Genomic DNA, 21,982 nt, shown 5'->3' on the forward strand with positions numbered 1-21,982 from the left:
CTGCCCTAGATGACCCCCTTCGCGCGCAGGCTTGTATGGCCTTCGCGCCCGACGATGACATGATCGTGCACGGTGATGCCGACATGCCGTCCCGCTTCCGCAATTGCGCGTGTGATCTGGATGTCGGCGCGGCTCGGTTCGGGATTGCCGCTGGGGTGGTTGTGGACGAGAATCAGCGCTGAGGCGCCGCAATCGAGCCCGCGACGGATCACTTCGCGCGGGTGGATTGCGGCTTCGTCCACTGTACCATCGCCCACGTGGTGATCGAGCAGCAGGCGATTTTTCGCATTGAGATAGAGCACCCGGACGCGCTCGACGGTCAGATGCCCCATATCGATGGCAAGGTAATCGAGCAGCGCCTGCCAGCTGCCGAGCACCGGCTTGTCCGCCACTTCGCTGCGTGCCATGCGCCGGGCGACCAGCGCGGCGATCTTGATCTGGCCGACGCTCGCATCGGAAATGCCTTTCACCTGCTTCAGAGCGCCGGGATCGCCGTTGAGGACCGCAGCGAGCGAGCCGAAGCGGTCAAGCAGCGCCTTGGCGAGTGGTTTGGTGTCGCCCCGCGCCAGCGCGCCGAACAAGAGGTATTCGAGCACTTCGTAATCCGCCAGCGCCTCCGATCCACCTGTCAGTAGCCGTTCGCGCAGCCGCGCACGATGGCCAGCCGCTCCGGTTTTTGCCTGATTTTCGGAACCTTGCGCCACGGAATTCGCATCTCCCCCTTTGCGCAGTGCATTGCCTTTACCCGCGCGCTCGCGCAAGACTTGTCGCGCGATGGCGCAGCAAACCGCAGTGGAGGACGGGTCTCGGACCACTGGCCGAAAGCGCCACGCGCTGAGCATTGCCATCCGCATTTTTGCCATTTCCATCGTGGTGATGATCGCCATCGCATGGTTGCAGCGTGAGACGATTGCCGACAATTTCATCGCCGACGCGCTGGCCGAAAACGACACGCCTGCCACCTATGAAATCGAGCGTATTTCGCCGCAACAGCAAGTCCTCACCAATATCGTTATCGGTGATCCTGACAGTCCCGATCTGACGATTGAGCGGCTGGTGCTCGACATTACGCCGCGTTGGGGATTTCCTGAAGTTACCCGTGCGACACTGGTGAGGCCGCGCGCGTTTGGCTCTTACCGGGAGGGCGAGCTGACTTTCGGCGCTCTCGATCCATACGTCTTTTCCGAAGAAGAGGAAGGCGGCGCGGCCTTTCCAGATCTGGAACTTTTTATCGAAGACGGTCGCGCGCTATTTGACAGCGATTTCGGCAGGATCGGGCTCAGCCTTGATGGTGGCGGCCATTTGCGCGGCGGCTTCAATGCGGAAGTGGCGGCTGTGGGCGAGGAGATCGCACTGGGCGGCTGCGCTGTCGATGCACCGACCCTTTATGGCGCTTTATCGATAAAGTCAGAGCAACCGCAATTCGCAGGACCGCTGAGGTTCGATGCTCTCGAATGCTCGCAGAACGACCTCGCATTGCAGGATGGGGCGGTGCAGCTCGATGTCTTTGCGCATCGCAATTTCGTCGACTTCGAAGGTGATTTCGATGCGCGGTTGGCCGGAGTCACTTATACCGGTGTGACGGCCGGAGCGATTGGCGGGGAAGGGCGCTTTTCGTGGCGCGATGGCCGGCTCGATGCGCTCTACGATATGTCGATGGCCGATGTCGCCAGCGGCGCTGGTGGGGTGCGGCAGCTGACCGTCGAAGGCCGTTTGCGAGCGGTCGATCAGTTCGCGCGGGTGGATGTCGAAGGCGATGTTTCGGGCGAAGGGCTTGTCCTCGGCCGCGATCTTGATGGCGCACTCGTCGATGCGCGCGCAGCGAGCGAAGGCACGCTGGCGGCGCCGTTGATAGCGCAAATCCGCTCAGCGCTGCTGCGAGAGCTTCTCGGTAGCGAACTGGCGGCCAATTTTGAAGTCCGCAAACTGGGTGAGCGCACCAGCGTGATTGTGCCGGAAGCGAGACTGCGCGGTGGCAGCGGGGCGACCTTGCTTGCGTTATCTCGCGTGCAGCTGGGAATGGGGGAGAGCGCGACTCCGTCGTTCTCCGGCAATTTTCAGACCGGTGGACCGGGTCTGCCATTGATATCGGGGCGAATGGAGCAGGGGCAGGGCGGCGCGCTCGAGCTGCGGCTGGCGATGCGCGAATATGCGGCAGGCGATTCGCGCGTTGCGATACCGCGCCTTGCCGTGCTGCAGGATCGCGCTGGGCGCATCGACATTCAGGGCGAAGTGGTGGCCAGTGGGGCGCTGCCTGGCGGGACTGCGCAAGGGCTCCGCCTGCCCTTGGATGGCACGATCGATCAGTCAGGCGCGATTGCGCTCTGGAATGGCTGCCGCGACATTGCCTTCGATCGGCTCGCCATTTCAAACATTACGCTGAGCAACCAGTCGCTCACGCTTTGCCCACCGCGCGGCAGGTCTATCCTGAGATACGGCGATGAAGGATTGCGTATCGCTGCTGGCGTCTCTTCGCTCGATCTGCGCGGGAAGCTGACCGGAACCCCTATTCGCCTGCGCAGCGGAGCCGTCGGCATGGCGTATCCCGGCGCGCTTGCGGCGAGCGATCTCGATATCCTGCTCGGGCCGCCGGACAATGGCCAGCGCTTCACGATCAGTGATATGCGCGCCGACCTCTCAGGCGACAGCATCGGCGGGGAGTTTGCCGGGGCGGATGTTTTCCTTGGCCCGGTCCCGCTCGATATTTTCGGCGCGAACGGTTCTTGGTCTTACACCGATAATGGGCTGCTGCTCACCAATGCCCGCTTCATGGTCGAGGATCGTACGGAGGCGGAACGGTTCGAGCCGCTGCTTGCCGATGGCGCCGAGCTGACGCTGTTCGACAATCGCATCACCGCCACGGGCAATCTGCGCCATCCCGAAAGCATGGTCATGGTGTCGCGCGTGCTTCTTGAGCATAACCTCACTGATTCCTCGGGCAACGCTCACCTTTCGCTCGCCGGGCTGACCTTTTCCGAGAACTTCCAGCCGACCGATCTCTCGCGACTGGCATTGGGCGTGGTCGCCAATGTGCGTGGCACGATCTTTCCCTCTGCCCGGATCAATTGGGACAAGGATGGCGTCACCAGCACGGGCGAATTCTCCTCACGCGATCTCGATTTCGCGGCTCCATTCGGTCCGGTGGAAGGCGCAAGCGGGCGAGTGGTCTTCACCGACCTGCTGGGCATGACCACCGCGGCCGACCAACGTATCCAGCTCGCTTCCATCAATCCGGGTATCGAGATCTACGAGGGTGAAATAGGGTTCCAGCTTATAGATGACGAGCGCCTGCTGATCACCGGCGGCGAGTGGCCCTTCATGGGCGGGACGCTTTCCATGCGGCCGACCGAGATGAATATCGGCGTGGAAGAATTCCGCACTTACATAATGGACATAGACGGCCTGCAGGCCGCGCGCTTTATCGAGCGGATGGAGCTCAGCAATCTTGCCGCCACCGGCACATTCGACGGCACGATCCCTATCGTCTTCGACCCGGACGGCAATGGCCAGCTGGTGAGCGGAGAGCTCGTCGCGCGCCCGCCCGGCGGCAACCTCTCCTACATTGGCGAGCTCACTTATGAGAACATGGGTTTCTTCGCCAATTACGCCTTCCAGACGCTGCGCGATCTGCAATATGACAGCATGGCAATCGACATGAACGGCCCGCTCACCGGAGAATTGGTGACGCAGGTGCGCTTCGAAGGGATCCGCCAAGGCCCCACTGCCGAGCGCAACTTCGTCAGCCGCGCTATCGCCGATCTGCCGATCGAGCTACGCATCAATATCCGCGCGCCGTTCTATCAATTGATGACATCGGTCCGCTCGCTTTACGACCCGGCGGCCGTTCGCGATCCGCGCGATTTGGGCCTGATCGACGGCGATGGCGACCCCTCACCGGAAGAGCCCGATGGGCGGATCACCATAGACGAGCTCCTGAACGAACCCGAACCCGATATTCAGCCCCCCGAAAGCGAGGCCATGCCATGAATCACGTGAAATTGACGAGCTGCGTCCAAGGCGCGCATAGTGCCCCGATGAACGGGGCAAAGCGTATCATGGCAGCGGTGGCGATGGTGGGGCTGGTCCCGCTCGCGGGGTGCATCAATCTGGAAGCGCCTGACGAGCCGATTGTGATCGAGCTCAACATCAACATCACGCAGGAGGTCATTTACCGCCTCGCAGATGATGCCGAGGATGCGATTGAGGAAAATGCCGATATCTTCTGATCGGCGCTTTGGAGTTGGACATATGACCATGCGCAAGAGTCTTCTGGCCGCCACCGCCGCAATTGTCGGCTTGGGCGTGCTTGCCGCGCCTGCACTGGCGCAGCGCGATCCCGCCTATGCCGCGGCGCGCGCAGATGGCCGCGTGGGTGAGAAAATGGACGGATATCTCGGCATCGTCGGGGCCGCGACGCCGGAACTTCAGGCGATGGTGGACGATATCAACATCCGCCGCCGCGCCGTTTACGCAGAGCGCGCACAGGCCGAGAATGCGACGCTGGAGCAATATGCCTTCACCGCCGGCTGCCTCGCTATTGCACGCACATCGCCTGGTGAGATGTATCAGGCCCCGGACGGCACGTGGCAGCGACGCGGGCAGGGCGCTCCGCAACGCGATCCGCGCTGTCCGTGAGGGCGTGCCTTGCGGGGTTGAAGAGATAGGCCGAGACGCGTAGCCGGGCGGGGAAATCTCATTTCACGCTAAGGTATTTTTATGCGCAAGTCGCTTTTCACCATCCCCGCACTGGGCATCACTGCACTCGGCCTTGCGGCCTGCAACCAGAATACTGAAACCGAACTGACCGAAGAGCAAATCGCCGTGTGTGATGGTCTTCAGGAAAATCTGGTCGACCTGCAAAAGCGCGCTTCGGGTGAGCTGGGTGAGGCCGTGATGCTCAATCAGATGCGCGCGCAGGGCGCTCTCGAAAATCCTAATATCGATCCCACGGCGCTCGCCCAGTTTTCGCTCGTCCATTACGAGGCGCGGCTCGGCAACATGCTGACGCTGCTCGAGGCGAACGGCTGCGATATGCCGACCGAGCCTGTTGACGGGCGCATCTATTCGCGCGCGGCCGGTGCTTGCCTGCAAGCGCGCGCCAATGGTCAAGCCGATGCGGTCAGCCTGTGCGAACAGGACAATTGGGAGCCGAACGAGGAAACTTCAAACGCTGCCCAAACGCCTGCTGCAGGACCTGCCGCTCCGGCCGAGTGACGGCCGCCTGCAACACTGCCAAAATTATTCCCCGCGAAGCGCAATTCCACCTTTGGATGTGTTGACTCGCAAATACCCCCCTTCTAAGGGGGCGACGCCCTTGGCGGGCACCTCTTTGCCCGTGCCACAACCCTGACATGCAGGAGCAGGCATGAGTGATGAGAAACCCGCACGGGAACCCATCGGTGAGGATGCGCGGATCGACGCGCTCGAAGAGCGACTGAAAGCCGCACGCGAGCGAGAAGATCAGCGCAACCAGCCTAAGGTCAAAGGCACCTCTGCCAGCGAAAAAGCAGGCAACAGGGCGTTGGCGGATCTGGTCGGTGGCGTTTTCGGGGGATTGATTGTCGGCTGGACCATAGGCTGGTTCTTCGACATCAATCCATGGGCTCTGTTGGTTGGCCTGTTCCTCGGAATTGTGGTCGCTTTCAGGAATATAATTCGGAATTCAGGCAGCGGCCCGACCTCGGGCGGCGGCAGCTAAGAAGCGCAAGGGACTTAACGGACGTGGCAGCTACAGAAGCCAAAGTCGACCCGATGAAACAGTTCCTGGTAGAGCCTCTGCTCGGCCAGGACTGGAACATTGCGGGCTATAATATTGCCTTCACCAATTCCGCGCTGTGGATGACGATTACGGCTGTGCTGCTGTTCGTATTCATGCTCGGCGGAATGAAGCGTGAGCTGGTGCCCGGTCGCTGGCAGATGACGGTAGAGAGCTTTACCGGCTTCATCGACGATATGCTGGATGCCAATGTCGGCAAGGAAGGGCGGAAATATGTGCCCTACATCTTCAGCCTGTTCATGTTCATCCTATTCGCAAACCTGCTGGGTCTTATGCCGTTCGGCATCGTCGGCGTTCACCCATTTACCTTCACCAGCCACTTCACCGTGACCGGCATTTTCGCGATCATGAGCTTCGCGATCGTGCTGATCGTCGGTTTCTGGAAGCACGGCCTGCATTTCTTCAGCCTGTTCGTGCCGTCGGGCACCCCGCTGCCGATGGTGTTCGTGATCGCGCCGATCGAGTTCGTCTCCTTCCTCTTCCGCCCGTTCAGCCTCGCCCTGCGACTTTTCGTCGCCATGATGGCCGGCCATATCCTGTTGAAAGTGCTGTCCGGCTTCGTGATCGATGGCTGGAGCGCTGGCGCAGGCTATGGCGTGCTGGTGGGCGTGCCCAGCTTCATCCTGATGATCGGCATTTCCGCTCTGGAAATCCTCGTTGCCGGTATTCAGGCCTATGTTTTTGCACTGCTTTCGTCGCTTTACATCAATGACGCAGAGCACCTGCACTAAGTTTTCAAACCCTTCAATTCGCTTACAAGTTTACCTCTGAAAGGAATATCTCATGGATCTCGAAGCTGCCAAGATGGTTGGTGCCGGCCTCGCTGCAATCGGTGCGGGCATGGCTGCCCTCGGCGTTGGTAACGTGTTTGGCTCGTTCCTCGAAAGCGCACTGCGCAACCCGGGTGCCGCAGATGGCCAGCAGGGTCGCCTGTTCATCGGCTTCGCCGCAGCCGAACTTCTCGGCCTGCTGGCCTTCGTCGTGGCGATGATCATCCTCTTCGTCTAATCGACTGACACTGGCCGGGCGGTTCGCGTCCGGCCGGTTTTCACGACCTGACTTGTTGCCAATAGGCGGAATCCGTCCATGCCTCAGATAGATCAAATGTTCGAAATCTGGTCCAGCCAGCTGTTCTGGCTGCTGATCACTTTCGGCTTCGTGTTTTTCGTCATCGGACGGGGCATGGTCCCCAAGGTGATGGACACTGTCGGCATGCGTGACAAGCAGATCGCAGATGATCTTGCGGCTGCGCAGGCAGCTCGCGATGCGGCGGATGAGGCTGAGGAAGCCTGGCGCCAGCGTGAAAACGCCAATCGCGAAGCTGCGCAGGAAGTGGTGGGTAAAGCCAAAGCCAAGGCGCAGAAGTCCACCGAGACGAAGCTCGCCAAGGTGCAGGCCTCGATCGACACCCAGATGGAAGAAGCCGAAGCTCGCATCGAAGCGAGCCGTGCCGAAGCCGCTGCCGAAATTGAAGCCGTCGCCACTGAAGCGGCACAGGATATCGCCCAGCGCCTCGCCGGTGTGAAAGCGACCAAAACGGCTGCCAAGTCGGCCGTGAAGGATGTGATGAACCGTGGCTAATCCGCAGACCTCCGACATGCCAGAGGTTCTGGCAACCGATGCTCCGGCTGCGGTGACAGAAGTCGATCCCGGTCAGGCCGTGAAGATGGCGGAACCTTCGCTGCTGGGCCTTGAGCCTTACCAGTGGGTTTCGGTCGCCATGGCCGTTCTGCTGCTGTTCGCCTTCATTGTGGCAAAGGTGCACAAGACGATTGCGGGCGGCCTCGACAACAAGATCAAGGCGATCCGCGACAATCTGGATGAAGCCAAGCAGCTCCGCGCCGAAGCAGAAGCGCTTCGGCAGGAATATGCCGACAAGATCGCCGGTGCCGAGAAGGACGCCGAAGCGATGCTTGAGAACGCCCAGAAAGAGGCGGACAGCATCGTGACGAAGGCGAAGGAAGACACCGCCGCAATGGTCGCGCGCCGTGAACGCATGGCGCAGGACAAGATCGCTGCGGCAGAGCGTCAGGCTGTCGATGAGCTGAAGGCTCGCGCTGCCAACGCATCGACGGCTGCGGCCGCTAAGTTGATCGCCGCCAATCACGATGCCGCTGCCGATCGGGCGCTGGCTGATCAGGTGATTGAGCAGCTTTGATCTGACGATTACGGACATTCGAAAAGCGCGCCGGATCATCGGATTTGGCGCGCTTTTTCGTTGGAATTGGCAGCAAACCTGCTAATGCGAGCGAATTGCAATAAGGATATCTGATGAACCGCGCTTTCCTCACCAAACTCCACCTCGTCGCAGCCGCCTTTATGTTCCCGGCGGTGTTGATGTTCCTTGTGACAGGTGCGCTCTATACGTGGGGCAATAAGGGCGCCTGGTATGAAAGCTCGCAGACGGTCGCGCTGGAGCAGCCTTATGCCGAGCTTGATGAAGCAGGCCTGCGCGCCACCGCACTGGAGGCGTTGGCTGCGGCAGATCTGCCTGAACCGAGCGGTTCTTCGAGCGTTTCGGGCGAGGGTGCTGAACAGACTTTCAGTTGGACCGGCGCGCGTAGCGATCTCTCGGTAAGCGCAGGCGCCGATCCGATGAGCGCTGAAGTCGCGCTTAACGAGGCAAGCGTGCATCGCTGGTTGGTACAGCTCCACAAGGCAAAGGGCTCCGTCTGGTTCAAAGTCTACGCGACCGCGCTAGCCCTGGTGCTGTTCCTCCTCGTCGCGAGCGGCGTGGTGATGGGCATGCAAGTGAAGGCGCTGCGCCGTCTCACTGTCATCAGCAGCACCGTTGGCGCGGTGGCCTTCGTCGGCTTCGTCCTGCTGGGCTGACCTTAAGGGGAACTTTCGCTGCGCCCGTTGGCTTGATCTCTACCAATCGCAGAAATGGGAGAGACCAATGTCCGTTGCAAAAGTCACCGAAATCATCAGTTCCTCGACTGTCGGCATCGAGGATGCCGTGAAGCAAGGGGTGGCCCGCGCATCCAAAACGCTGAACGGCATTTCCGGCGTCTGGGTGAGCGACATTAAGTGCACTGTGAATAACAATGCGGTCACCGAATGGCGCTGCACGCTGAAAATCACTTTCGTTCTGAACGACTGAGACGTTCTTAGCCGCTAAAACGCGTCCTTTGCTGCTCTCAAGGCGGCGAAGGTCTCGTGCGGCTGCTCGCCGCCCCAGCGCGCCATCATTTCCGGATCGTCCGCCCGCAGGAAGGGGTTCGCTTCGAGTTCGCGTTCGAGCACTGTCGGCACGGTGGGTTCGCCGGCTTCGCGCTTCTGATCCACCCGTTCGGCGTAAGCCATCAGCGCATCGTTGCCGGGATCGGCGTGGAGCGCGAATTGCGCATTCGGCTGCGTGTATTCATGCGCGCAGTAGAGCGTCGTCTCTGGCGGCAGTGCCCTGATCCGCTCGAGGCTCGCCCAGAACTGTTCCGGCGTACCTTCAAACATCCGCCCGCAACCTAGTGCGAACACACTGTCGCCGACGAAAGCGATATCGCTGCTTGCCAGGTGATAGGCGATATGGCCAAGCGTGTGTCCGCCAACATCGATCACTGCAGCCTCGTGGTCGCCCAGTCTGACAGTGTCGCCATGCGTCACCGTCCGGTCGATCCCCGCAATCTTTGCCGCATCGCCTTCGGGCGCAGTGATCGTGCAGCCAGTTGCTGCCTTGATCGCCTCATTCCCACCGGCATGGTCCGGATGCCAATGCGTGTTCCAGATCTGCGTGATCCGCCAGCCCTTGGCTTCCGCCTGCTTCAGATACTCGTCCGCATCGGGCGTATCGATGCACGCGGTTTCGCCGCTCACCGGATCGTGGAGCAGGAAGCCGTAATTGTCGGACAGGCAGGGGAATTGATGGATTTCGAGGGTCATGTCAGCAAAACCGTCCGCGCGGGTAATTGGTTTCCGCCTCGGTCACATCGACCCATGGATGGCGACACTCCTCAAACACTGATCGCACAGGCGGCGCGCTCTCGTGTCCCTCATGCGCCCCGACGGCGATGCCGATCCCTCCGGGATGCTTTGCCGTCGTTAGCCAGAACGGTGTTCCGCAGATCGGGCAGAAACCGTGTGTCAGTTCATCTCCGCTATCGGCAACCCGCGTATATTCGGTCGCCTCGCCGGAAACCGTCACTTGATCCGCCATGTAGTAGACCATCATTCCGAACGGAGACCCCGTCCGGCGCTGGCACGCCTTGCAATGGCACATCACACCATCGCCAGTGCCGGTGATTTCGGCGGAGAGCGCTCCGCATTGGCAGTGTGCTTTCATGCGAGCCAGCTTACACATCCCCCAGATGTAGGAAAGGCCCGCCTGCGGTTTGCGCAGGCGGGCCTTTCTGTTCCCTAAGCGGGAGGACGAAGCTTACTTGCTGTCGTCGGCCTTTTTCTCGTCGCCCTTCAGGGCTGCGCCGAGAATGTCGCCTAGCGAAGCGCCGCTGTCGGCGGAGCCGAACTGTGCAACTGCTTCCTTCTCTTCGGCGATCTGGTGTGCCTTGATCGAGAAGTTGGGCTTCTTCGAGCGATCGAAACCGGTGACCATGGCATCGACCTTCTGGCCGGTCTGGAAACGGTCCGGACGCTGCTCGTCACGGTCACGGCCGAGATCCGAGCGCTTGATGAAGCCGGTCGCGCCATCGTCGCCAACCTGAACTTCGAGGCCGCCATCGCGAACTTCGAGAACAGTGACGGTGACGACCTGGCCACGGCGCAGGCTGTCTCCGGCGCCGCCTTCTGCAGGCGCACCCTTTTCCAGCTGCTTCATGCCGAGGCTGATGCGTTCCTTGTCGATGTCGACATCGAGAACGACGGCCTGCACTTCTTCACCCTTACGGTGGAGGGCGAGGGCGTCTTCACCCGAGATGCCCCACGCGATGTCGGACATGTGGACCATGCCGTCGACGTCGCCCGGAAGGCCGATAAACAGACCGAATTCGGTCGCGTTCTTGACTTCGCCGGTGACGGTCGAGCCGACCGGATTGGCTTCGGCGAACTCTTCCCACGGGTTGCGCTGGGCCTGCTTGAGGCCGAGGCTGATGCGGCGCTTTTCGGCGTCCACTTCCAGCACCATGACTTCGACTTCTTGGCTGGTCGAGACGATCTTGCCCGGGTGGACGTTCTTCTTGGTCCAGCTCATTTCGGAAACGTGGACCAGGCCTTCGATGCCCGGCTCCAGCTCCACGAAGGCACCGTATTCGGTGATGTTGGTGACCTGGCCAGAGACCTTTGCACCAACCGGGTACTTGGCGCCAACGCCTTCCCACGGATCGCTTTCCAGCTGCTTCATGCCCAGCGAGATGCGCTGCGTATCGGCATTGATGCGGATGATCTGGACGGTCACGGTCTGGCCAATTTCGATCACTTCGCTGGGGTGGTTGACGCGCTTGTAGCTCATGTCGGTGACATGCAGCAGGCCGTCGATACCGCCGAGGTCGACGAACGCACCGTAATCGGTGATGTTCTTCACGACGCCATCGGTGATCTGGCCTTCAGCCAGCTTGTCGATCAGCTCGCTGCGCTGTTCTGCGCGGGTTTCTTCGAGAACGGCACGACGCGAGACAACGATGTTGCCGCGGCGACGGTCCATCTTCAGGATCTGGAAGGGCTGCGGCATGTCCATCAGCGGGGTGACATCGCGCACGGGGCGGATGTCGACCTGGCTGCCGGGCAGGAAGGCCACGGCGCCGTCGAGATCGACGGTGAAGCCACCCTTCACGCGGCCGAAGATGCGGCCTTCAACGCGCTTGCCTTCGCCGAACTCGCTTTCCAGCTTGTCCCACGCGGCTTCGCGGCGGGCGCGATCGCGGCTGAGCATGGCTTCGCCATCGGCGTTCTCGACGCGGTCGACGAAGACTTCGACTTCGCTGCCGACTTCGAGGCCGTGGGCGTCATCGCCACGTTCGAATTCCTTGAGGTTGACGCGGCCTTCGCTCTTGAGGCCGACATCGATAAGCGCCATGCCATTTTCGATGGCAGTGACGGTGCCCTTGACGACGCGGCCTTCGAAGCCGCCCTCGGCGCCGCCGAGTTGTTCGTCGAGCATTGCCGCGAAATCGTCGCGGCTCGGATTGGCAGAAGTTGCCATAGGTTAGAGTTCCTGTTCACATTTGCTACCGGCCACGGGTTTTACCCGGGTCTTGGTCCGTCTGTTCGCAACCATTCGCAAACCGTACGGGGCAAGAGGCCGACGTCCGTGCGAGGCCGAATGCCGCCGCCCGGGTTCCTTCAACCAGATCGATTGCGAGAACGGACGCGCGCCTAGGCGAAACCGGGGGGAAAGGCAAGCGAAATGGGGCGGTTTGCACGAGGGCAGAGGCGGGCTTTTCCAACAGGGGTGTGACAGGTGTGACAGTGTTCTGGAGAGAAAGTCCAAACCGCGCACAATTCGGCTGCTTTCAGGGAGCCGGATAGGAGGCGTTTGCGTCATCGTGCGAACCCTTGCACCAGCGGCAATTCTGTAGGAAAGTCCGTTGCAAGGAGAGACCCATGACCCTGGCCGAAACGCTCGCCAATTACGGCGAATATCACCGCGACCATCGCAATGTGCTGACCCATGCCGTGGGCGTGCCGATGATCGTGCTGGCGCTGGACGTGCTGCTGGCGCGGCCGGGTTTTGCCATTCCGGGGCTGGGCGTGGACGCAACGCCGGCGCTGCTACTCAATCTGTTCGCGGCGGTCTGGTACCTCCAGCTCGATACGAGATACGGCCTGCTGATGACGGTCCTTCTGGCGATCTTTTACGCTGTCGGCGCGCAGATTGCGGCGATCTCAACCCTCGCTTGGATCGGCGGGGGGATTGGCCTGTTCGCGGTGGGCTGGGCGTTTCAGTTCCTCGGCCATCACTGGGAGGGGCGCAAACCCGCCTTCGTCGACGATTTGCGCGGATTGCTGCACGGGCCGCTCTTCATGACCGTGGAAGCGCTTTGGGCGCTGGGCCTTGCCAAGGGTTTGAAGCGGGACGTTGAAGAACTGATGGCACCGCAGCCGGCGGAGTAAGGGCTGCTCTCCTCATCCGGAAATCCTGAGCTTGTCGAAGGATTGCTTTTCACTTCTGGAAGCGCATTCGAAAACGAAGAGCAATGCTTCGACAAGCTCAGCATGACCGGAATTATGAATTGGCCGCCTCAACAGCCTCAACAGCAGTCGCAATCGCCTCATCCCTGCCCAGCGCAGTCGTATCGATCACCAGCGCGCCTTCGGCCACAGTGAGCGGCGCGTCCTTGCGTCCGCTGTCCCGCGCATCGCGCGCTTCAAGATCGGTGATCATCGCAGGCAGAGACGCTTCGCGGCCACTCGCCACCATTTCATCATAGCGGCGGCGCGCGCGCACTTCGGTGGTTGCGGTGACATAGAGCTTCACCTCGGCCTCCGGCGCGATCACCGTACCGATATCGCGCCCGTCGAGCACAGCGCCGCCGGGCTGGGTTGCGAAAGCGCGCTGGCGTTCAAACAAGGCCTTGCGTACGTCCGGATGGATCGAAACCCGGCTTGCAAGCGCGCCGGTCGCTTCATTGCGCAATTCCGGATCATCGAGCATTGCATCGGGAAAGTCTGTCGCCTTCAGCGCATCCTCGGGCGAGTCCGGATCGCCGCCATTAAGCGCCACCTGACGTCCAACCGCGCGATAGAGAAGCCCGGTGTCGAGATGCGGCAGGCCGAAATGCGCGGCGAGGGCCTTGGCGATCGTGCCTTTGCCGCTGGCCGTGGGCCCGTCGACGGCGATGATCATGGCTGTGCCTCCTGCGCCTTCTTACGATGCGCCGAAAAAGCCTTCCACAGCCCCCAAAGCGCAATTGCCGCCCAAAATCCTTCGAGCACCAGGCTCGGCCAGTTGGTGTGCACGATTAGGCTGACGGTGAGCAGCGCCGCGCCGGTCAAATTCGTCCCGTGCAGCACCCACGGGTTCGGCTTCTCCACCGCAGTCAGGTAGAAATACGCCCCGATGATGCAGGCGGTGCCGAAGAAACCGATTATCGAAAAGATGTCGAGCGGAGTGGTCACTACGCGCCGTAGCTCGCGAAGACATAGCGCTCGCCCGTGTCGGTGAAGGCGATCACATCATAAGCGTCGACGCGGTCGCCCATTTCCATGCCGGGGGAGCCTATCGGCATTCCCGGCACTGCGAGGCCGCGCACACCGGCGGGGCGTTCTTCCAGCAGGCGGGCGATCTGTTCGGCGGGGACGTGACCTTCGATCACATAGCCATCGACCAGCATGGTGTGGCAGCTCCACAGGTCCTGCGGGACGCCGGAGGATGTCTTCACCTCCTGCATCTGCGCTGTTTCGACTTCGCTGACAGTCACTTCGTTCTCGGTGCGCACGTGATCGGCCCAATGCTCGCAGCATCCGCAATTGGGATCGCGGAACATCTCATAAGTCGCGGCCTGCACAGCGCTGGAACAGCCAGCGAGCGCAAGGAGGGCGGGGGCGATAAAACGACGGATCATTGGACTGCTCCGATAGAGTTGCGTTCAGCCAGAGGTAGCGACTGACAGCAGCGTTTCAAAGGTGGGAAAGCTTGTCGCAATCGGTGCCGTGTCGTCCACCTTCACACCATTGTCGCTGGCGAGGCCTGCCACGGCCATGCTCATGGCGATGCGGTGGTCGAGGTGGGTGGTGATGGCCACGCCGTCTGCCGTGCCGGGCAGGGGATCGCCTCCGGTGCCTTCGATCACCAGGCCATCGCCATATTCCTCCACCTTTGCCCCTGCCAGCGTGAGCGCGGCAGCCATCGCAGCGAGGCGGTCGCTTTCCTTGACGCGCAATTCTTCGAGCCCGCGCGTGGTGGTGGTGCCTTGTGCGAGCGATGCGGCGACGAAGAGGATCGGGAATTCGTCGACCATTGCGGGGACGACTGCCGGATCGACCTCGATCCCGGTGAGCGCCGAGTGCTTGACGCGCAGGTCCGCCACCGGTTCGCCGCCGACCTCGCGACGGTCCAGTTCCTCGATGCTCCCACCCATATCGCGCAGCACATCGAACAGCGCGGCGCGGGTGGGGTTGAGACCGACATTTTCGATGACGAGGTCGCTACCGGGCGCCAGCAGCGCGGCGATGGTGAAGAAAGCGGCGGATGAGGGATCGCCCGGTACGGTGATGGTCTGCGGTTGAAGGTCTGCCTCGCCGTGGATCTCGATTATGCGTTCTCCACTCTCTTCGCCAACGTCCAGCTTTGCACCGAACCCGCGCAGCATGCGTTCGGAATGATCGCGGGTGGGGACAGGCTCGATAACACGGGTAATACCGGCGGTATTGAGGCCTGCGAGCAGGACCGCGCTTTTGACCTGCGCGCTCGCGACGGGCAGGCGATAGGTAATCGGCACGGCGGGCGAGATACCACGCAGCATCAGCGGCAGCGTGCCTCCGGGCGATGCCTCGAAGCTCGCGCCCATCTGGCTGAGTGGTGTGATCACGCGGCCCATCGGGCGCTTGGAAAGGCTCGGATCCCCGGTGAACACCGCGCGGATCGGATGGCTCGCTACAAGGCCCATCAGCAGCCGCGTGCTGGTGCCGCTATTGCCCATGTCGAGTGCCTGCTCCGGCTGCAGCAGCGAGCCGACGCCGACACCGTGAATGCTCCAAACGCCGTCATCGCCGCGATGGATCGTCGCGCCCATCGCTCGCATGGCAGCAGCGGTGGAGAGGACATCCTCGCCTTCCAGCAAGCCGCTCACCCGCGTTTCCCCGACCGCCAGCGCGCCCAACATCAGCGAGCGATGGCTGATCGATTTGTCGCCCGGAACGGCTATCCGCCCGGTCAGCGCGCCGCTGCTTTTGAAGCGTTTCGGGGAAGGGGTATTGGAATGGCTCAACGGGCTTCCTATCTGCTCGCGCTCGGATCGATCATGTCGATAGCCGGATCAGGGCGAGCCGAAAATGGTGCTATCGCGCGACCCGGAGCGGAGCGGCCTTGTTGGCCGTGAGCACCGGAAGGGCGTGATGGCGACATTTGCAGGCCGTCATGCTTCGGCTAGCGATGTGATCGCGGCTTTGACAGTGGCATGGGCCTATGGCAAGGCGCGCCCGCTCGCGATTCCGCATTCCCGGCAATCGCATACGATTTTTCCCGGAGATCGCTCCGGATGGATTAAGGACATAGACAATGGTCAAGCCAGAATGGGGCACCAAGCGCACCTGCCCCAAATGCGGTGAACGCTTTTACGACCTGGGCAATGAAGACCCGGTGACCTGCATCGAATGCGGCAATGAATGGACGCCCGAGCCCGTGCTCAAGTCCAAGCAGCCGATCCCGTTCGATGAGCAGGACAAGAAGAAGAAGGACGACGACAAGGAAGCCGATTCCGATCTCGCCGATGACGATCTGGAAGATATCGATGAGGACGACGATTCGCCCGACAACGATGTCGACCTCGGCGGCGACGATGATCTAGGCGTCGACACCGGTGATACCGGTAAGGAAGACGACGAGAATTAAGTTTGTTCTTGCGTCTGGGGCAGTCCTTTCATAAAGGGCCACTCCGCGTCTTTTGGGGGCGCATACAGAATTGGTTTGGGGCCTTAGCTCAGCTGGGAGAGCGCAACACTGGCAGTGTTGAGGTCAGCGGTTCGATCCCGCTAGGCTCCACCATTTCATTGTCTTTCGGCCCTGAGTGGGCTGCAAATGACGGTTCGCTGCGCTTCCGGTGCTCACGGCCTGAATGGCCGTTCCGCTCCGGTTCTCGCGCCCCGCCATTTTCGCTTCCACTCAGAACCGAAATCCAACGAAATGGATTTTTAATTGCGATAGCCTTGTGATGAGGCGTTTGATTTGGCGGGCCCTCGCATCGAGGTGCTCACGCTGGCCGACGAGTTTTCGTCCGCCGGCGCTTTTGGCATTTGGCTTCCCCCTACCCATATGGGCCGGGTGGGATGACAAATTGAGGAGTTATGACGCGCATGTTTGATACGCTGTCTGATCGTTTGACCAATGTTTTCGACCGCCTGCGCGGGCGCGGGGCATTGAGCGAACAGGACGTGCGCGATGCCATGCGCGAAGTGCGCGTCGCATTGCTGGAGGCAGACGTTGCTCTGCCCGTCGCGCGCCAGTTCATCGAGCGCGTCACCGAACGCGCCATCGGCCAGGAAGTCGTAAAGTCGGTCACGCCCGGCCAGCAGGTCATCAAGATCGTCAATGACGAGCTGATCGACATGCTCGGCGGCGAGGAATCGGACGGTGAGGCAACGCCGCTCAATCTCGCGGTCACGCCGCCTGCGATCATCATGATGGTCGGTCTGCAGGGTTCGGGTAAAACCACCAGTACTGCCAAGATCGCCAAGCTGCTGAAGGAGAAAGAGGGCAAGAAGGCCATGATGGCCTCGCTCGACGTCAACCGTCCGGCAGCGCAGGAACAGCTCGCTGTTCTGGGTGAGCAGGCCGATGTTGCGACCCTGCCCATCGTTCCGGGCCAGCAGCCGGTCGATATCGCCAAGCGCGCGCTCAACGCTGCCAAGCTGCAGAATATCGACGTGCTGCTGCTCGATACCGCAGGCCGCCTGCATGTCGATGAAGCGCTGATGGCCGAAATGAAGGCTGTCGCGGGCGCTGCCGATCCTGCCGAAGTGCTTCTGGTTGTCGACGCGCTGACGGGTCAGGACGCGGTCAATGTCGCGCAAAGCTTCACCGATGAAGTTCCGCTGACAGGCGTCGTCCTCACCCGTATGGATGGCGATGCACGCGGCGGTGCGGCGCTTTCCATGCGCGCTGTCACCGGCAAGCCGATCAAGTTTGCCGGTACCGGCGAAAAGCTCGACGCGATCGAGCGCTTCCACCCGGCGCGCGTTGCCGATCGTATCCTCGGCATGGGCGATGTCGTCTCGCTGGTCGAAAAGGCTGCCGAAACGATCAAGGCGGAAGACGCCGAAGAGCTCGCTAAGAAGATGATGGCAGGCAAGTTCGACATGAACGACCTGCGCAAACAGCTTCAGCAGATGCAGAATATGGGCGGCCTCGGCATGCTCGCTGGCATGATGCCCGGCATGAAAAAGGCCAAGGCCGCGATGGCCAATGCCGAGATGGATGACAAGGTGCTGCTGCACATGGACGCCATCATCGGCTCCATGACGAAGAAAGAACGCGCCCATCCACAGCTGCTCAATGCCAAGCGCAAGAAGCGCGTTGCGGCGGGCAGCGGCACCTCGGTGCAGGAGGTCAACAAGATCCTCAAGATGCACCAGGAAATGGGCCGCGCGATGAAGCAGATCAAGAAAATGGGCGGGCTGAAAGGCCTTGCCGCGATGTTCGGTGGCGGCGGCATGCCCGGAATGGGCGGCGGCGCTCCGGGTGGTATGCCCGGGTTGCCCGGAGGCGGCGCAGGCGGCCTTCCACCCGATCTCCAGAATTTGTTGAACAAGAAGTAATTTACATTAATTCCAAAAGTTTAATTTCGAAAGGTAATCTATCATGGCAATCGCAATTCGCCTCTCCCGTGGCGGCGCAAAGAAGCGTCCGTACTACCGCATCGTGGCTGCTGACAGCCGCCGTGCGCGTGACGGCAAGTATCTCGAGCAGCTTGGCACTTACAACCCGATGCTCGCCAAGGATGACGAGAACCGCGTCAATCTGAACGAAGAGCGCATCAAATACTGGCTGGGCGTTGGCGCCAAGCCGTCCGACCGTGTCCTCCGCTTCCTCGATGCTGCCGGCATCATGGAACGTCCTGCACGCAACAACCCGAAGAAGGGTGAGCCGGGCGAAGCCGCCAAGGAACGCGCTGAAGAAAAGGCCACCAAGGCTGCTGAAGCTGAAGAAGCCAAGAAGGCAGCTGAAGAAGAAGCCAAGGCTGCTGCCGAAGCTCCTGCTGCTGATGATGCAGCCGAGAACGACGCAACCGGCTCTGTAAAGACCGAAGAGACCGCTGAAGCCGTGGCTGACGCTGTCGAGAACGAAGGCGATACCGCTGCAGACGAAACGGCCATTGCCGAGCAGACCGCAGAAGCTGGTGAGCCGAACGAAAAGGCCGACGATTCGGCCACCGAAGAGAAGTCGGAAGGCTAATCTTTGAAATTTCCGAATGTCCTGAGCTTGTCGAAGGACTGCTGTTCCTTTCTAAAAATTGCTAGTCGGCAAAGAAAGGGCAGCCCTTCGACAGGCTGAGGGCAATCGGTTTTTTGGGGCTGAAAGCTTTGTCCGATAGTCGAACAAAACCCATCACTCTGGCCGCCATCGCTGGTGCGCATGGTGTGGCGGGAGAAGTCCGGTTGAAGCTGTTCGGCGACGGAATAGCCGCGCTGAAGCAGCACAAGTCCCTCGGTCTTGGAAAAGGCGAGGGCACGCTTACGCTCAAGAAAGTGCGAGACGATAACAAAGGCGGCGCAATCGCGCGTTTCGCCGAGATCACCGATCGCACCGCTGCCGAAAAATTGCGCGGCACGACGCTGACGGTTTCCCGTGATGCTCTTCCGCCGCTGGAAGAGGGGGAGTATTACTACGTCGATCTCATCGGCCTCAAGGCGGTCTCGCAAAGCGGCGAGGAAATCGGTGAGGTGATCGCGGTGCAGAATTACGGCGCTGCCGACGTCATGGAAATCGCCCGCACCACCGGCCCCAAGGCGGGCAAGAAATTTATGGTGCCGATGCGCGCAGAAGCGGTGCCTGAATGGGATGATGCAAAGCTTGTGGTGAGCGACGATTTCGCCGAAGACTAGGCGCATGACCAAGCTTAACGTCGCCATCTGCCAGGCCGCGCCTGTGCCGCTCGCAATCACCGATGGAATCGACAAGGCCGAGCGACTGGCGCGCGAAGCCGTCGAGGGCGGCGCGCAGGTCGTTGCGTTTGGCGAGACATTCTTGGGCGGATACCCGCTATGGCTGGACGAGGCTCCGGGAGCTGCCTTGTGGGACCATCCGGGCAGCAAGGCGCTGCACCGCATCCTGATGGAGCAGGCGGTGGTGCCGGGGGACGAGCGGCTGCTGCCTTTGCAGGAACTGTGCGATAAAAGCGGCGCGGTGATTTCCATCGGCGCGCATGAGCGGGTGCGATCGAGCCTCTACAACAACCAATTGACCTTCCGCCCCGGCCTGCCGGTGCTCGACCATCGCAAGCTGGTGCCCACCCATGGCGAGCGCCTCGTGTGGATGCGCGGCGACGGCTCGACGCTCGGCGTGCACCAGGCCGAGTGGGGCAATGTCGGGTCGCTCATCTGCTGGGAGCACTGGATGCCGCTTGCCCGCGCGGCGATGCACAATCTTGGCGAAAGCGTCCACATCGCCGCATGGCCGACGGTGCGCGAAAGCTACGCCATCGCCAGCCGCCACTACGCGATGGAAGGCCGCTGCTTCGTGCTGGCGGCGGGTCTGGTGCAGACGAAGGACGATGTGTTTGACGGGCTTGAGCGGGCCGGTGGCTCGCCTGAGGGCCGTGAACTGATCGAGAGCATTGAAGCCGATGTGATCAACCGCGGCGGCTCCCTGATCGCGGCGCCCGATGCGAGCGTTGTCGGACAGGCGGGCGAGGGCGAGGAGACGCTGTTCGCCGAGCTCGACCTGTCCCTGCGCGACGAGGAGCTGGCGAGCCTCGACACCGACGGCCATTACTCGCGGCCCGATGTCTTCGAGCTGAGCGTCGATACGCGGGCGAAGGATGGGGTACGATGGGATTAGCGGCTGATTTTCACATCACCACTGCCGTCGCGGCGGCGGAGGCTGTCCAATTTGGATACAATCATGACGCTAGTCAGGCATGGACCGATATTCTCGTCTCGCTTGTTCAAGGGATTGCGACACTTCCGCTCGCGCTGATCATCGTTTGGTTACTTCACCGGATAGAGTTTGATCGCTGGGCGTTTGTCAGTGCAGTTACAGCAACGATAGCGGCACTTGTCGCTACGGTGTTATTGGAACTGCTTGGTTTGAATATTTGGGGCATGGTCGTGGTGTCACTGCGGGCAATAGGATTGCATCCATTTGTCTATGAATTTTGGCCCGCCTTGGTCATCCTTCTCATCGGCTCTTTTTTGTTTGCTCTTTGGCTCAAACGCATATCCGCGAAGAGTGAAGCTAGGGTAGTTGAATGACCTTCGCCGCCACCATACTCACGCTTTATCCGGAGATGTTTCCCGGGCCGCTGCGCACTTCGCTCGCGGGGCGGGCGCTCGAGGAGCAGAAGTGGTCGTGCGACACGATCCAGATCCGCGATTTCGCGACTGACAAGCACCGCACGGTCGATGATACGCCTGCGGGCGGTGGAGCAGGCATGGTGCTGAAGGCCGATGTGCTTGGCGCGGCGGTCGATCATGCCATCGCGCGCCAGCCCAAGACGCCGATCCTCGCCATGACGCCGCGTGGAAAACCAATCACGCAGGAGCGCATTCGCGAGATCGCGAGCGGCCCCGGTGTCATCCTGCTGTGCGGCCGGTTCGAGGGGTTCGACGAGCGGCTTTTCGAAGCTCGCCCCGAGATCGAGCAGGTCAGCCTCGCCGACGTAGTCCTCTCGGGCGGAGAACCTGCCGCGCTCGCCATACTCGATGCTTGCATTCGGCTGCTTCCGGGGGTAATGGGCGCGGCTTCTAGCGGGACCGAGGAATCGTTCGAGGACGGTTTGCTCGAATACCCGCAATATACCCGACCTGCTGAATGGGAAGGGCGCACGATCCCCGAAGTGCTGCGATCAGGGGATCATGCGAAAATCGCCGCGTGGAGGAAAGCCCGCGCGGAAGACGATACTCGGTTACGCAGGCCGGATTTATGGGACCGCCACGGTGGCGATCCGGTCCAGCCTGCCTCTGGCGTGCAGCGTGAAAAGAAGGAAACGGACCAGTGAACCTGATCCAGACTCTAGAAGCCGAAGCCATTGAAGCTCTCGGCAAAGACGTTCCGGACTTCCGTCCCGGTGACACCCTGCGTGTCGGCGTGAAGGTCAAGGAAGGCAACCGCGAACGCGTTCAGAATTTCGAAGGCGTGTGCATCGCCCGCTCCAACCGCGGCATGGGCAGCAACTTCACCGTGCGCAAGATCAGCTTTGGCGAAGGCGTGGAACGTGTGTTCCCGCTCTACTCGCCGATCGTCGACTCCATCACCGTGGTTCGCCGCGGTATCGTGCGTCGCGCCAAGCTGTACTATCTGCGCGGCCGTACCGGTAAGAGCGCCCGTATCGCCGAGCGCCGGGAGAACGTGGCCAAGTAAGGCCGCGCTTCACACCCGACAGTTTTTAAGAAGGGCGCCCCCGGTTTCGACCGCGGGCGCCCTTTCTTTTGTGTTTCCGT

The 21,982-nt window shown here is 61.3% G+C and carries 28 protein-coding genes and 1 tRNA gene; 21 read left to right on the forward strand and 8 right to left on the reverse strand.

Going from position 1 to position 21,982, the window contains the following annotated elements; translation table 11 throughout:
* Window positions 1-5: 5 nt before the first annotated feature.
* Entirely contained in the window at window positions 6-704 is a 699-nt protein-coding gene (radC, locus tag I5L03_RS06985) for a RadC family protein (RefSeq protein ID WP_325100118.1), read from the reverse strand.
* A 70-nt stretch (window positions 705-774) separates the two neighbouring features.
* Here radC and I5L03_RS06990 point away from each other — a divergent pair, with 70 nt between their 5' ends.
* The 11 genes from I5L03_RS06990 (at window position 775) to I5L03_RS07040 (ending at window position 8,879) form a co-directional block, all read left to right on the forward strand.
* Complete coding sequence (locus tag I5L03_RS06990; protein WP_234035129.1) at window positions 775-3,987, forward strand: intermembrane phospholipid transport protein YdbH family protein; 3,213 nt, start codon at window positions 775-777, stop codon at window positions 3,985-3,987.
* 47 nt (window positions 3,988-4,034) lie between these two features.
* Entirely contained in the window at window positions 4,035-4,226 is a 192-nt protein-coding gene (locus I5L03_RS06995; protein WP_234035131.1) for a YnbE family lipoprotein, read from the forward strand.
* 28 nt (window positions 4,227-4,254) lie between these two features.
* Window positions 4,255-4,635, forward strand: coding sequence for a YdbL family protein (locus I5L03_RS07000; RefSeq protein WP_407647615.1), 381 nt, complete (start codon window positions 4,255-4,257; stop codon window positions 4,633-4,635).
* A gap of 81 nt (window positions 4,636-4,716) precedes the next feature.
* Window positions 4,717-5,214, forward strand: coding sequence for a hypothetical protein (locus I5L03_RS07005; RefSeq protein WP_197921024.1), 498 nt, complete (start codon window positions 4,717-4,719; stop codon window positions 5,212-5,214).
* A 151-nt stretch (window positions 5,215-5,365) separates the two neighbouring features.
* Window positions 5,366-5,698, forward strand: coding sequence for an AtpZ/AtpI family protein (locus tag I5L03_RS07010; RefSeq protein WP_197921025.1), 333 nt, complete (start codon window positions 5,366-5,368; stop codon window positions 5,696-5,698).
* A gap of 23 nt (window positions 5,699-5,721) precedes the next feature.
* The gene (locus I5L03_RS07015) at window positions 5,722-6,507 is read left to right on the forward strand and encodes a F0F1 ATP synthase subunit A (RefSeq protein ID WP_325100119.1); all 786 of its coding nucleotides are present in this window, start codon (window positions 5,722-5,724) and stop codon (window positions 6,505-6,507) included.
* Between the two features lie 52 nt (window positions 6,508-6,559).
* Window positions 6,560-6,784: a F0F1 ATP synthase subunit C gene (locus I5L03_RS07020; RefSeq protein WP_048885460.1), complete on the forward strand. Its 225-nt coding sequence runs from the start codon at window positions 6,560-6,562 to the stop codon at window positions 6,782-6,784.
* 78 nt (window positions 6,785-6,862) lie between these two features.
* Complete coding sequence (locus I5L03_RS07025) at window positions 6,863-7,357, forward strand: F0F1 ATP synthase subunit B family protein (RefSeq protein ID WP_197921026.1); 495 nt, start codon at window positions 6,863-6,865, stop codon at window positions 7,355-7,357.
* On the forward strand, window positions 7,350-7,934 hold the full coding sequence (locus tag I5L03_RS07030) for a F0F1 ATP synthase subunit B family protein (RefSeq protein ID WP_325100120.1): 585 nt from the start codon (window positions 7,350-7,352) through the stop codon (window positions 7,932-7,934). Before I5L03_RS07025 ends, I5L03_RS07030 begins: the two co-directional genes overlap by 8 nt.
* 113 nt (window positions 7,935-8,047) lie before the next feature.
* Window positions 8,048-8,608: a PepSY domain-containing protein gene (locus I5L03_RS07035; RefSeq protein ID WP_197921027.1), complete on the forward strand. Its 561-nt coding sequence runs from the start codon at window positions 8,048-8,050 to the stop codon at window positions 8,606-8,608.
* A 67-nt stretch (window positions 8,609-8,675) separates the two neighbouring features.
* Window positions 8,676-8,879 carry a dodecin family protein gene (locus I5L03_RS07040; protein ID WP_197921028.1) on the forward strand — a complete coding sequence of 68 codons (204 nt, stop codon included), beginning with the start codon at window positions 8,676-8,678 and terminating at the stop codon, window positions 8,877-8,879.
* Window positions 8,880-8,893: 14 nt separating this feature from the next.
* Here the strand turns inward: I5L03_RS07040 and gloB are convergent, their stop codons facing one another.
* The 3 genes from gloB to rpsA form a co-directional block, all read right to left on the reverse strand.
* A complete protein-coding gene (gene gloB / locus I5L03_RS07045; protein ID WP_197921029.1) occupies window positions 8,894-9,655 on the reverse strand; it encodes a hydroxyacylglutathione hydrolase in 762 nt (253 codons plus the stop codon).
* A 1-nt stretch (window position 9,656) separates the two neighbouring features.
* Window positions 9,657-10,055 carry a GFA family protein gene (locus I5L03_RS07050; RefSeq protein WP_197921030.1) on the reverse strand — a complete coding sequence of 133 codons (399 nt, stop codon included), beginning with the start codon at window positions 10,053-10,055 and terminating at the stop codon, window positions 9,657-9,659.
* Between the two features lie 93 nt (window positions 10,056-10,148).
* Window positions 10,149-11,867, reverse strand: a complete 1,719-nt coding sequence (gene rpsA / locus I5L03_RS07055; RefSeq protein WP_197921031.1) for a 30S ribosomal protein S1 — start codon at window positions 11,865-11,867, stop codon at window positions 10,149-10,151.
* Between the two features lie 401 nt (window positions 11,868-12,268).
* Between rpsA and I5L03_RS07060 the strand changes: the two genes are divergently transcribed.
* A complete protein-coding gene (locus tag I5L03_RS07060) occupies window positions 12,269-12,778 on the forward strand; it encodes an Mpo1 family 2-hydroxy fatty acid dioxygenase (protein ID WP_197921032.1) in 510 nt (169 codons plus the stop codon).
* 112 nt (window positions 12,779-12,890) lie between these two features.
* Here the strand turns inward: I5L03_RS07060 and I5L03_RS07065 are convergent, their stop codons facing one another.
* From I5L03_RS07065 to aroA, 4 genes are read right to left on the reverse strand one after another with little or no spacing between them, the layout of a single operon-like run.
* Window positions 12,891-13,511 carry a (d)CMP kinase gene (locus I5L03_RS07065; protein WP_197921033.1) on the reverse strand — a complete coding sequence of 207 codons (621 nt, stop codon included), beginning with the start codon at window positions 13,509-13,511 and terminating at the stop codon, window positions 12,891-12,893.
* Window positions 13,508-13,783, reverse strand: coding sequence for a CBU_0592 family membrane protein (locus tag I5L03_RS07070; RefSeq protein ID WP_197921034.1), 276 nt, complete (start codon window positions 13,781-13,783; stop codon window positions 13,508-13,510). The genes I5L03_RS07065 and I5L03_RS07070 overlap by 4 nt, the downstream gene beginning before the upstream one ends.
* Entirely contained in the window at window positions 13,783-14,229 is a 447-nt protein-coding gene (locus I5L03_RS07075) for a DUF411 domain-containing protein (protein WP_197921035.1), read from the reverse strand. The genes I5L03_RS07070 and I5L03_RS07075 overlap by 1 nt, the downstream gene beginning before the upstream one ends.
* Window positions 14,230-14,253: 24 nt before the next feature.
* A complete protein-coding gene (gene aroA / locus I5L03_RS07080) occupies window positions 14,254-15,594 on the reverse strand; it encodes a 3-phosphoshikimate 1-carboxyvinyltransferase (protein WP_197921036.1) in 1,341 nt (446 codons plus the stop codon).
* Between the two features lie 290 nt (window positions 15,595-15,884).
* Between aroA and I5L03_RS07085 the strand changes: the two genes are divergently transcribed.
* The 9 genes from I5L03_RS07085 (at window position 15,885) to rplS (ending at window position 21,902) form a co-directional block, all read left to right on the forward strand.
* Window positions 15,885-16,217 (forward strand): TIGR02300 family protein, encoded by a 333-nt coding sequence (locus I5L03_RS07085; protein WP_197921037.1) that lies wholly within the window; start codon window positions 15,885-15,887, stop codon window positions 16,215-16,217.
* A gap of 77 nt (window positions 16,218-16,294) precedes the next feature.
* Window positions 16,295-16,370 (forward strand) — tRNA-Ala (locus I5L03_RS07090).
* A 308-nt stretch (window positions 16,371-16,678) separates the two neighbouring features.
* Window positions 16,679-18,139 (forward strand): signal recognition particle protein, encoded by a 1,461-nt coding sequence (gene ffh / locus I5L03_RS07095; RefSeq protein WP_197921498.1) that lies wholly within the window; start codon window positions 16,679-16,681, stop codon window positions 18,137-18,139.
* A gap of 43 nt (window positions 18,140-18,182) precedes the next feature.
* Window positions 18,183-18,776: a 30S ribosomal protein S16 gene (gene rpsP, locus I5L03_RS07100; protein WP_197921038.1), complete on the forward strand. Its 594-nt coding sequence runs from the start codon at window positions 18,183-18,185 to the stop codon at window positions 18,774-18,776.
* 119 nt (window positions 18,777-18,895) lie between these two features.
* Entirely contained in the window at window positions 18,896-19,426 is a 531-nt protein-coding gene (rimM, locus tag I5L03_RS07105) for a ribosome maturation factor RimM (protein WP_407647616.1), read from the forward strand.
* A 4-nt stretch (window positions 19,427-19,430) separates the two neighbouring features.
* The gene (locus tag I5L03_RS07110) at window positions 19,431-20,381 is read left to right on the forward strand and encodes a carbon-nitrogen hydrolase family protein (protein ID WP_197921040.1); all 951 of its coding nucleotides are present in this window, start codon (window positions 19,431-19,433) and stop codon (window positions 20,379-20,381) included.
* Window positions 20,372-20,794: a hypothetical protein gene (locus tag I5L03_RS07115; RefSeq protein ID WP_197921041.1), complete on the forward strand. Its 423-nt coding sequence runs from the start codon at window positions 20,372-20,374 to the stop codon at window positions 20,792-20,794. The genes I5L03_RS07110 and I5L03_RS07115 overlap by 10 nt, the downstream gene beginning before the upstream one ends.
* On the forward strand, window positions 20,791-21,540 hold the full coding sequence (gene trmD / locus I5L03_RS07120) for a tRNA (guanosine(37)-N1)-methyltransferase TrmD (protein WP_197921042.1): 750 nt from the start codon (window positions 20,791-20,793) through the stop codon (window positions 21,538-21,540). The genes I5L03_RS07115 and trmD overlap by 4 nt, the downstream gene beginning before the upstream one ends.
* A complete protein-coding gene (rplS, locus tag I5L03_RS07125) occupies window positions 21,537-21,902 on the forward strand; it encodes a 50S ribosomal protein L19 (protein WP_197921043.1) in 366 nt (121 codons plus the stop codon). Before trmD ends, rplS begins: the two co-directional genes overlap by 4 nt.
* Window positions 21,903-21,982: the final 80 nt, after the last annotated feature.

The organism is Aurantiacibacter sediminis, assembly GCF_016019885.1.
Taxonomy (GTDB): domain Bacteria; phylum Pseudomonadota; class Alphaproteobacteria; order Sphingomonadales; family Sphingomonadaceae; genus Alteraurantiacibacter; species Alteraurantiacibacter sediminis.

Coding starts and splice junctions, on each gene's coding strand:
- I5L03_RS07085 (WP_197921037.1), top strand. CDS start 15,885: ATGGTCAAGCCAGAATGGGGCACCAAGCGCACCTGCCCCAAATGCGGT.
- I5L03_RS07040 (WP_197921028.1), top strand. CDS start 8,676: ATGTCCGTTGCAAAAGTCACCGAAATCATCAGTTCCTCGACTGTCGGC.
- ffh (WP_197921498.1), top strand. CDS start 16,679: ATGTTTGATACGCTGTCTGATCGTTTGACCAATGTTTTCGACCGCCTG.
- I5L03_RS07020 (WP_048885460.1), top strand. CDS start 6,560: ATGGATCTCGAAGCTGCCAAGATGGTTGGTGCCGGCCTCGCTGCAATC.
- I5L03_RS07115 (WP_197921041.1), top strand. CDS start 20,372: ATGGGATTAGCGGCTGATTTTCACATCACCACTGCCGTCGCGGCGGCG.
- rpsP (WP_197921038.1), top strand. CDS start 18,183: ATGGCAATCGCAATTCGCCTCTCCCGTGGCGGCGCAAAGAAGCGTCCG.
- I5L03_RS06990 (WP_234035129.1), top strand. CDS start 775: ATGGCGCAGCAAACCGCAGTGGAGGACGGGTCTCGGACCACTGGCCGA.
- I5L03_RS07005 (WP_197921024.1), top strand. CDS start 4,717: ATGCGCAAGTCGCTTTTCACCATCCCCGCACTGGGCATCACTGCACTC.
- rpsA (WP_197921031.1), bottom strand. CDS start 11,867: ATGGCAACTTCTGCCAATCCGAGCCGCGACGATTTCGCGGCAATGCTC.
- I5L03_RS07035 (WP_197921027.1), top strand. CDS start 8,048: ATGAACCGCGCTTTCCTCACCAAACTCCACCTCGTCGCAGCCGCCTTT.
- I5L03_RS07000 (WP_407647615.1), top strand. CDS start 4,255: ATGCGCAAGAGTCTTCTGGCCGCCACCGCCGCAATTGTCGGCTTGGGC.
- I5L03_RS07025 (WP_197921026.1), top strand. CDS start 6,863: ATGCCTCAGATAGATCAAATGTTCGAAATCTGGTCCAGCCAGCTGTTC.
- I5L03_RS07010 (WP_197921025.1), top strand. CDS start 5,366: ATGAGTGATGAGAAACCCGCACGGGAACCCATCGGTGAGGATGCGCGG.
- trmD (WP_197921042.1), top strand. CDS start 20,791: ATGACCTTCGCCGCCACCATACTCACGCTTTATCCGGAGATGTTTCCC.
- I5L03_RS07060 (WP_197921032.1), top strand. CDS start 12,269: ATGACCCTGGCCGAAACGCTCGCCAATTACGGCGAATATCACCGCGAC.
- I5L03_RS07065 (WP_197921033.1), bottom strand. CDS start 13,511: ATGATCATCGCCGTCGACGGGCCCACGGCCAGCGGCAAAGGCACGATC.
- I5L03_RS07075 (WP_197921035.1), bottom strand. CDS start 14,229: ATGATCCGTCGTTTTATCGCCCCCGCCCTCCTTGCGCTCGCTGGCTGT.
- I5L03_RS07050 (WP_197921030.1), bottom strand. CDS start 10,055: ATGAAAGCACACTGCCAATGCGGAGCGCTCTCCGCCGAAATCACCGGC.
- I5L03_RS07110 (WP_197921040.1), top strand. CDS start 19,431: ATGACCAAGCTTAACGTCGCCATCTGCCAGGCCGCGCCTGTGCCGCTC.
- I5L03_RS06995 (WP_234035131.1), top strand. CDS start 4,035: ATGAACGGGGCAAAGCGTATCATGGCAGCGGTGGCGATGGTGGGGCTG.
- gloB (WP_197921029.1), bottom strand. CDS start 9,655: ATGACCCTCGAAATCCATCAATTCCCCTGCCTGTCCGACAATTACGGC.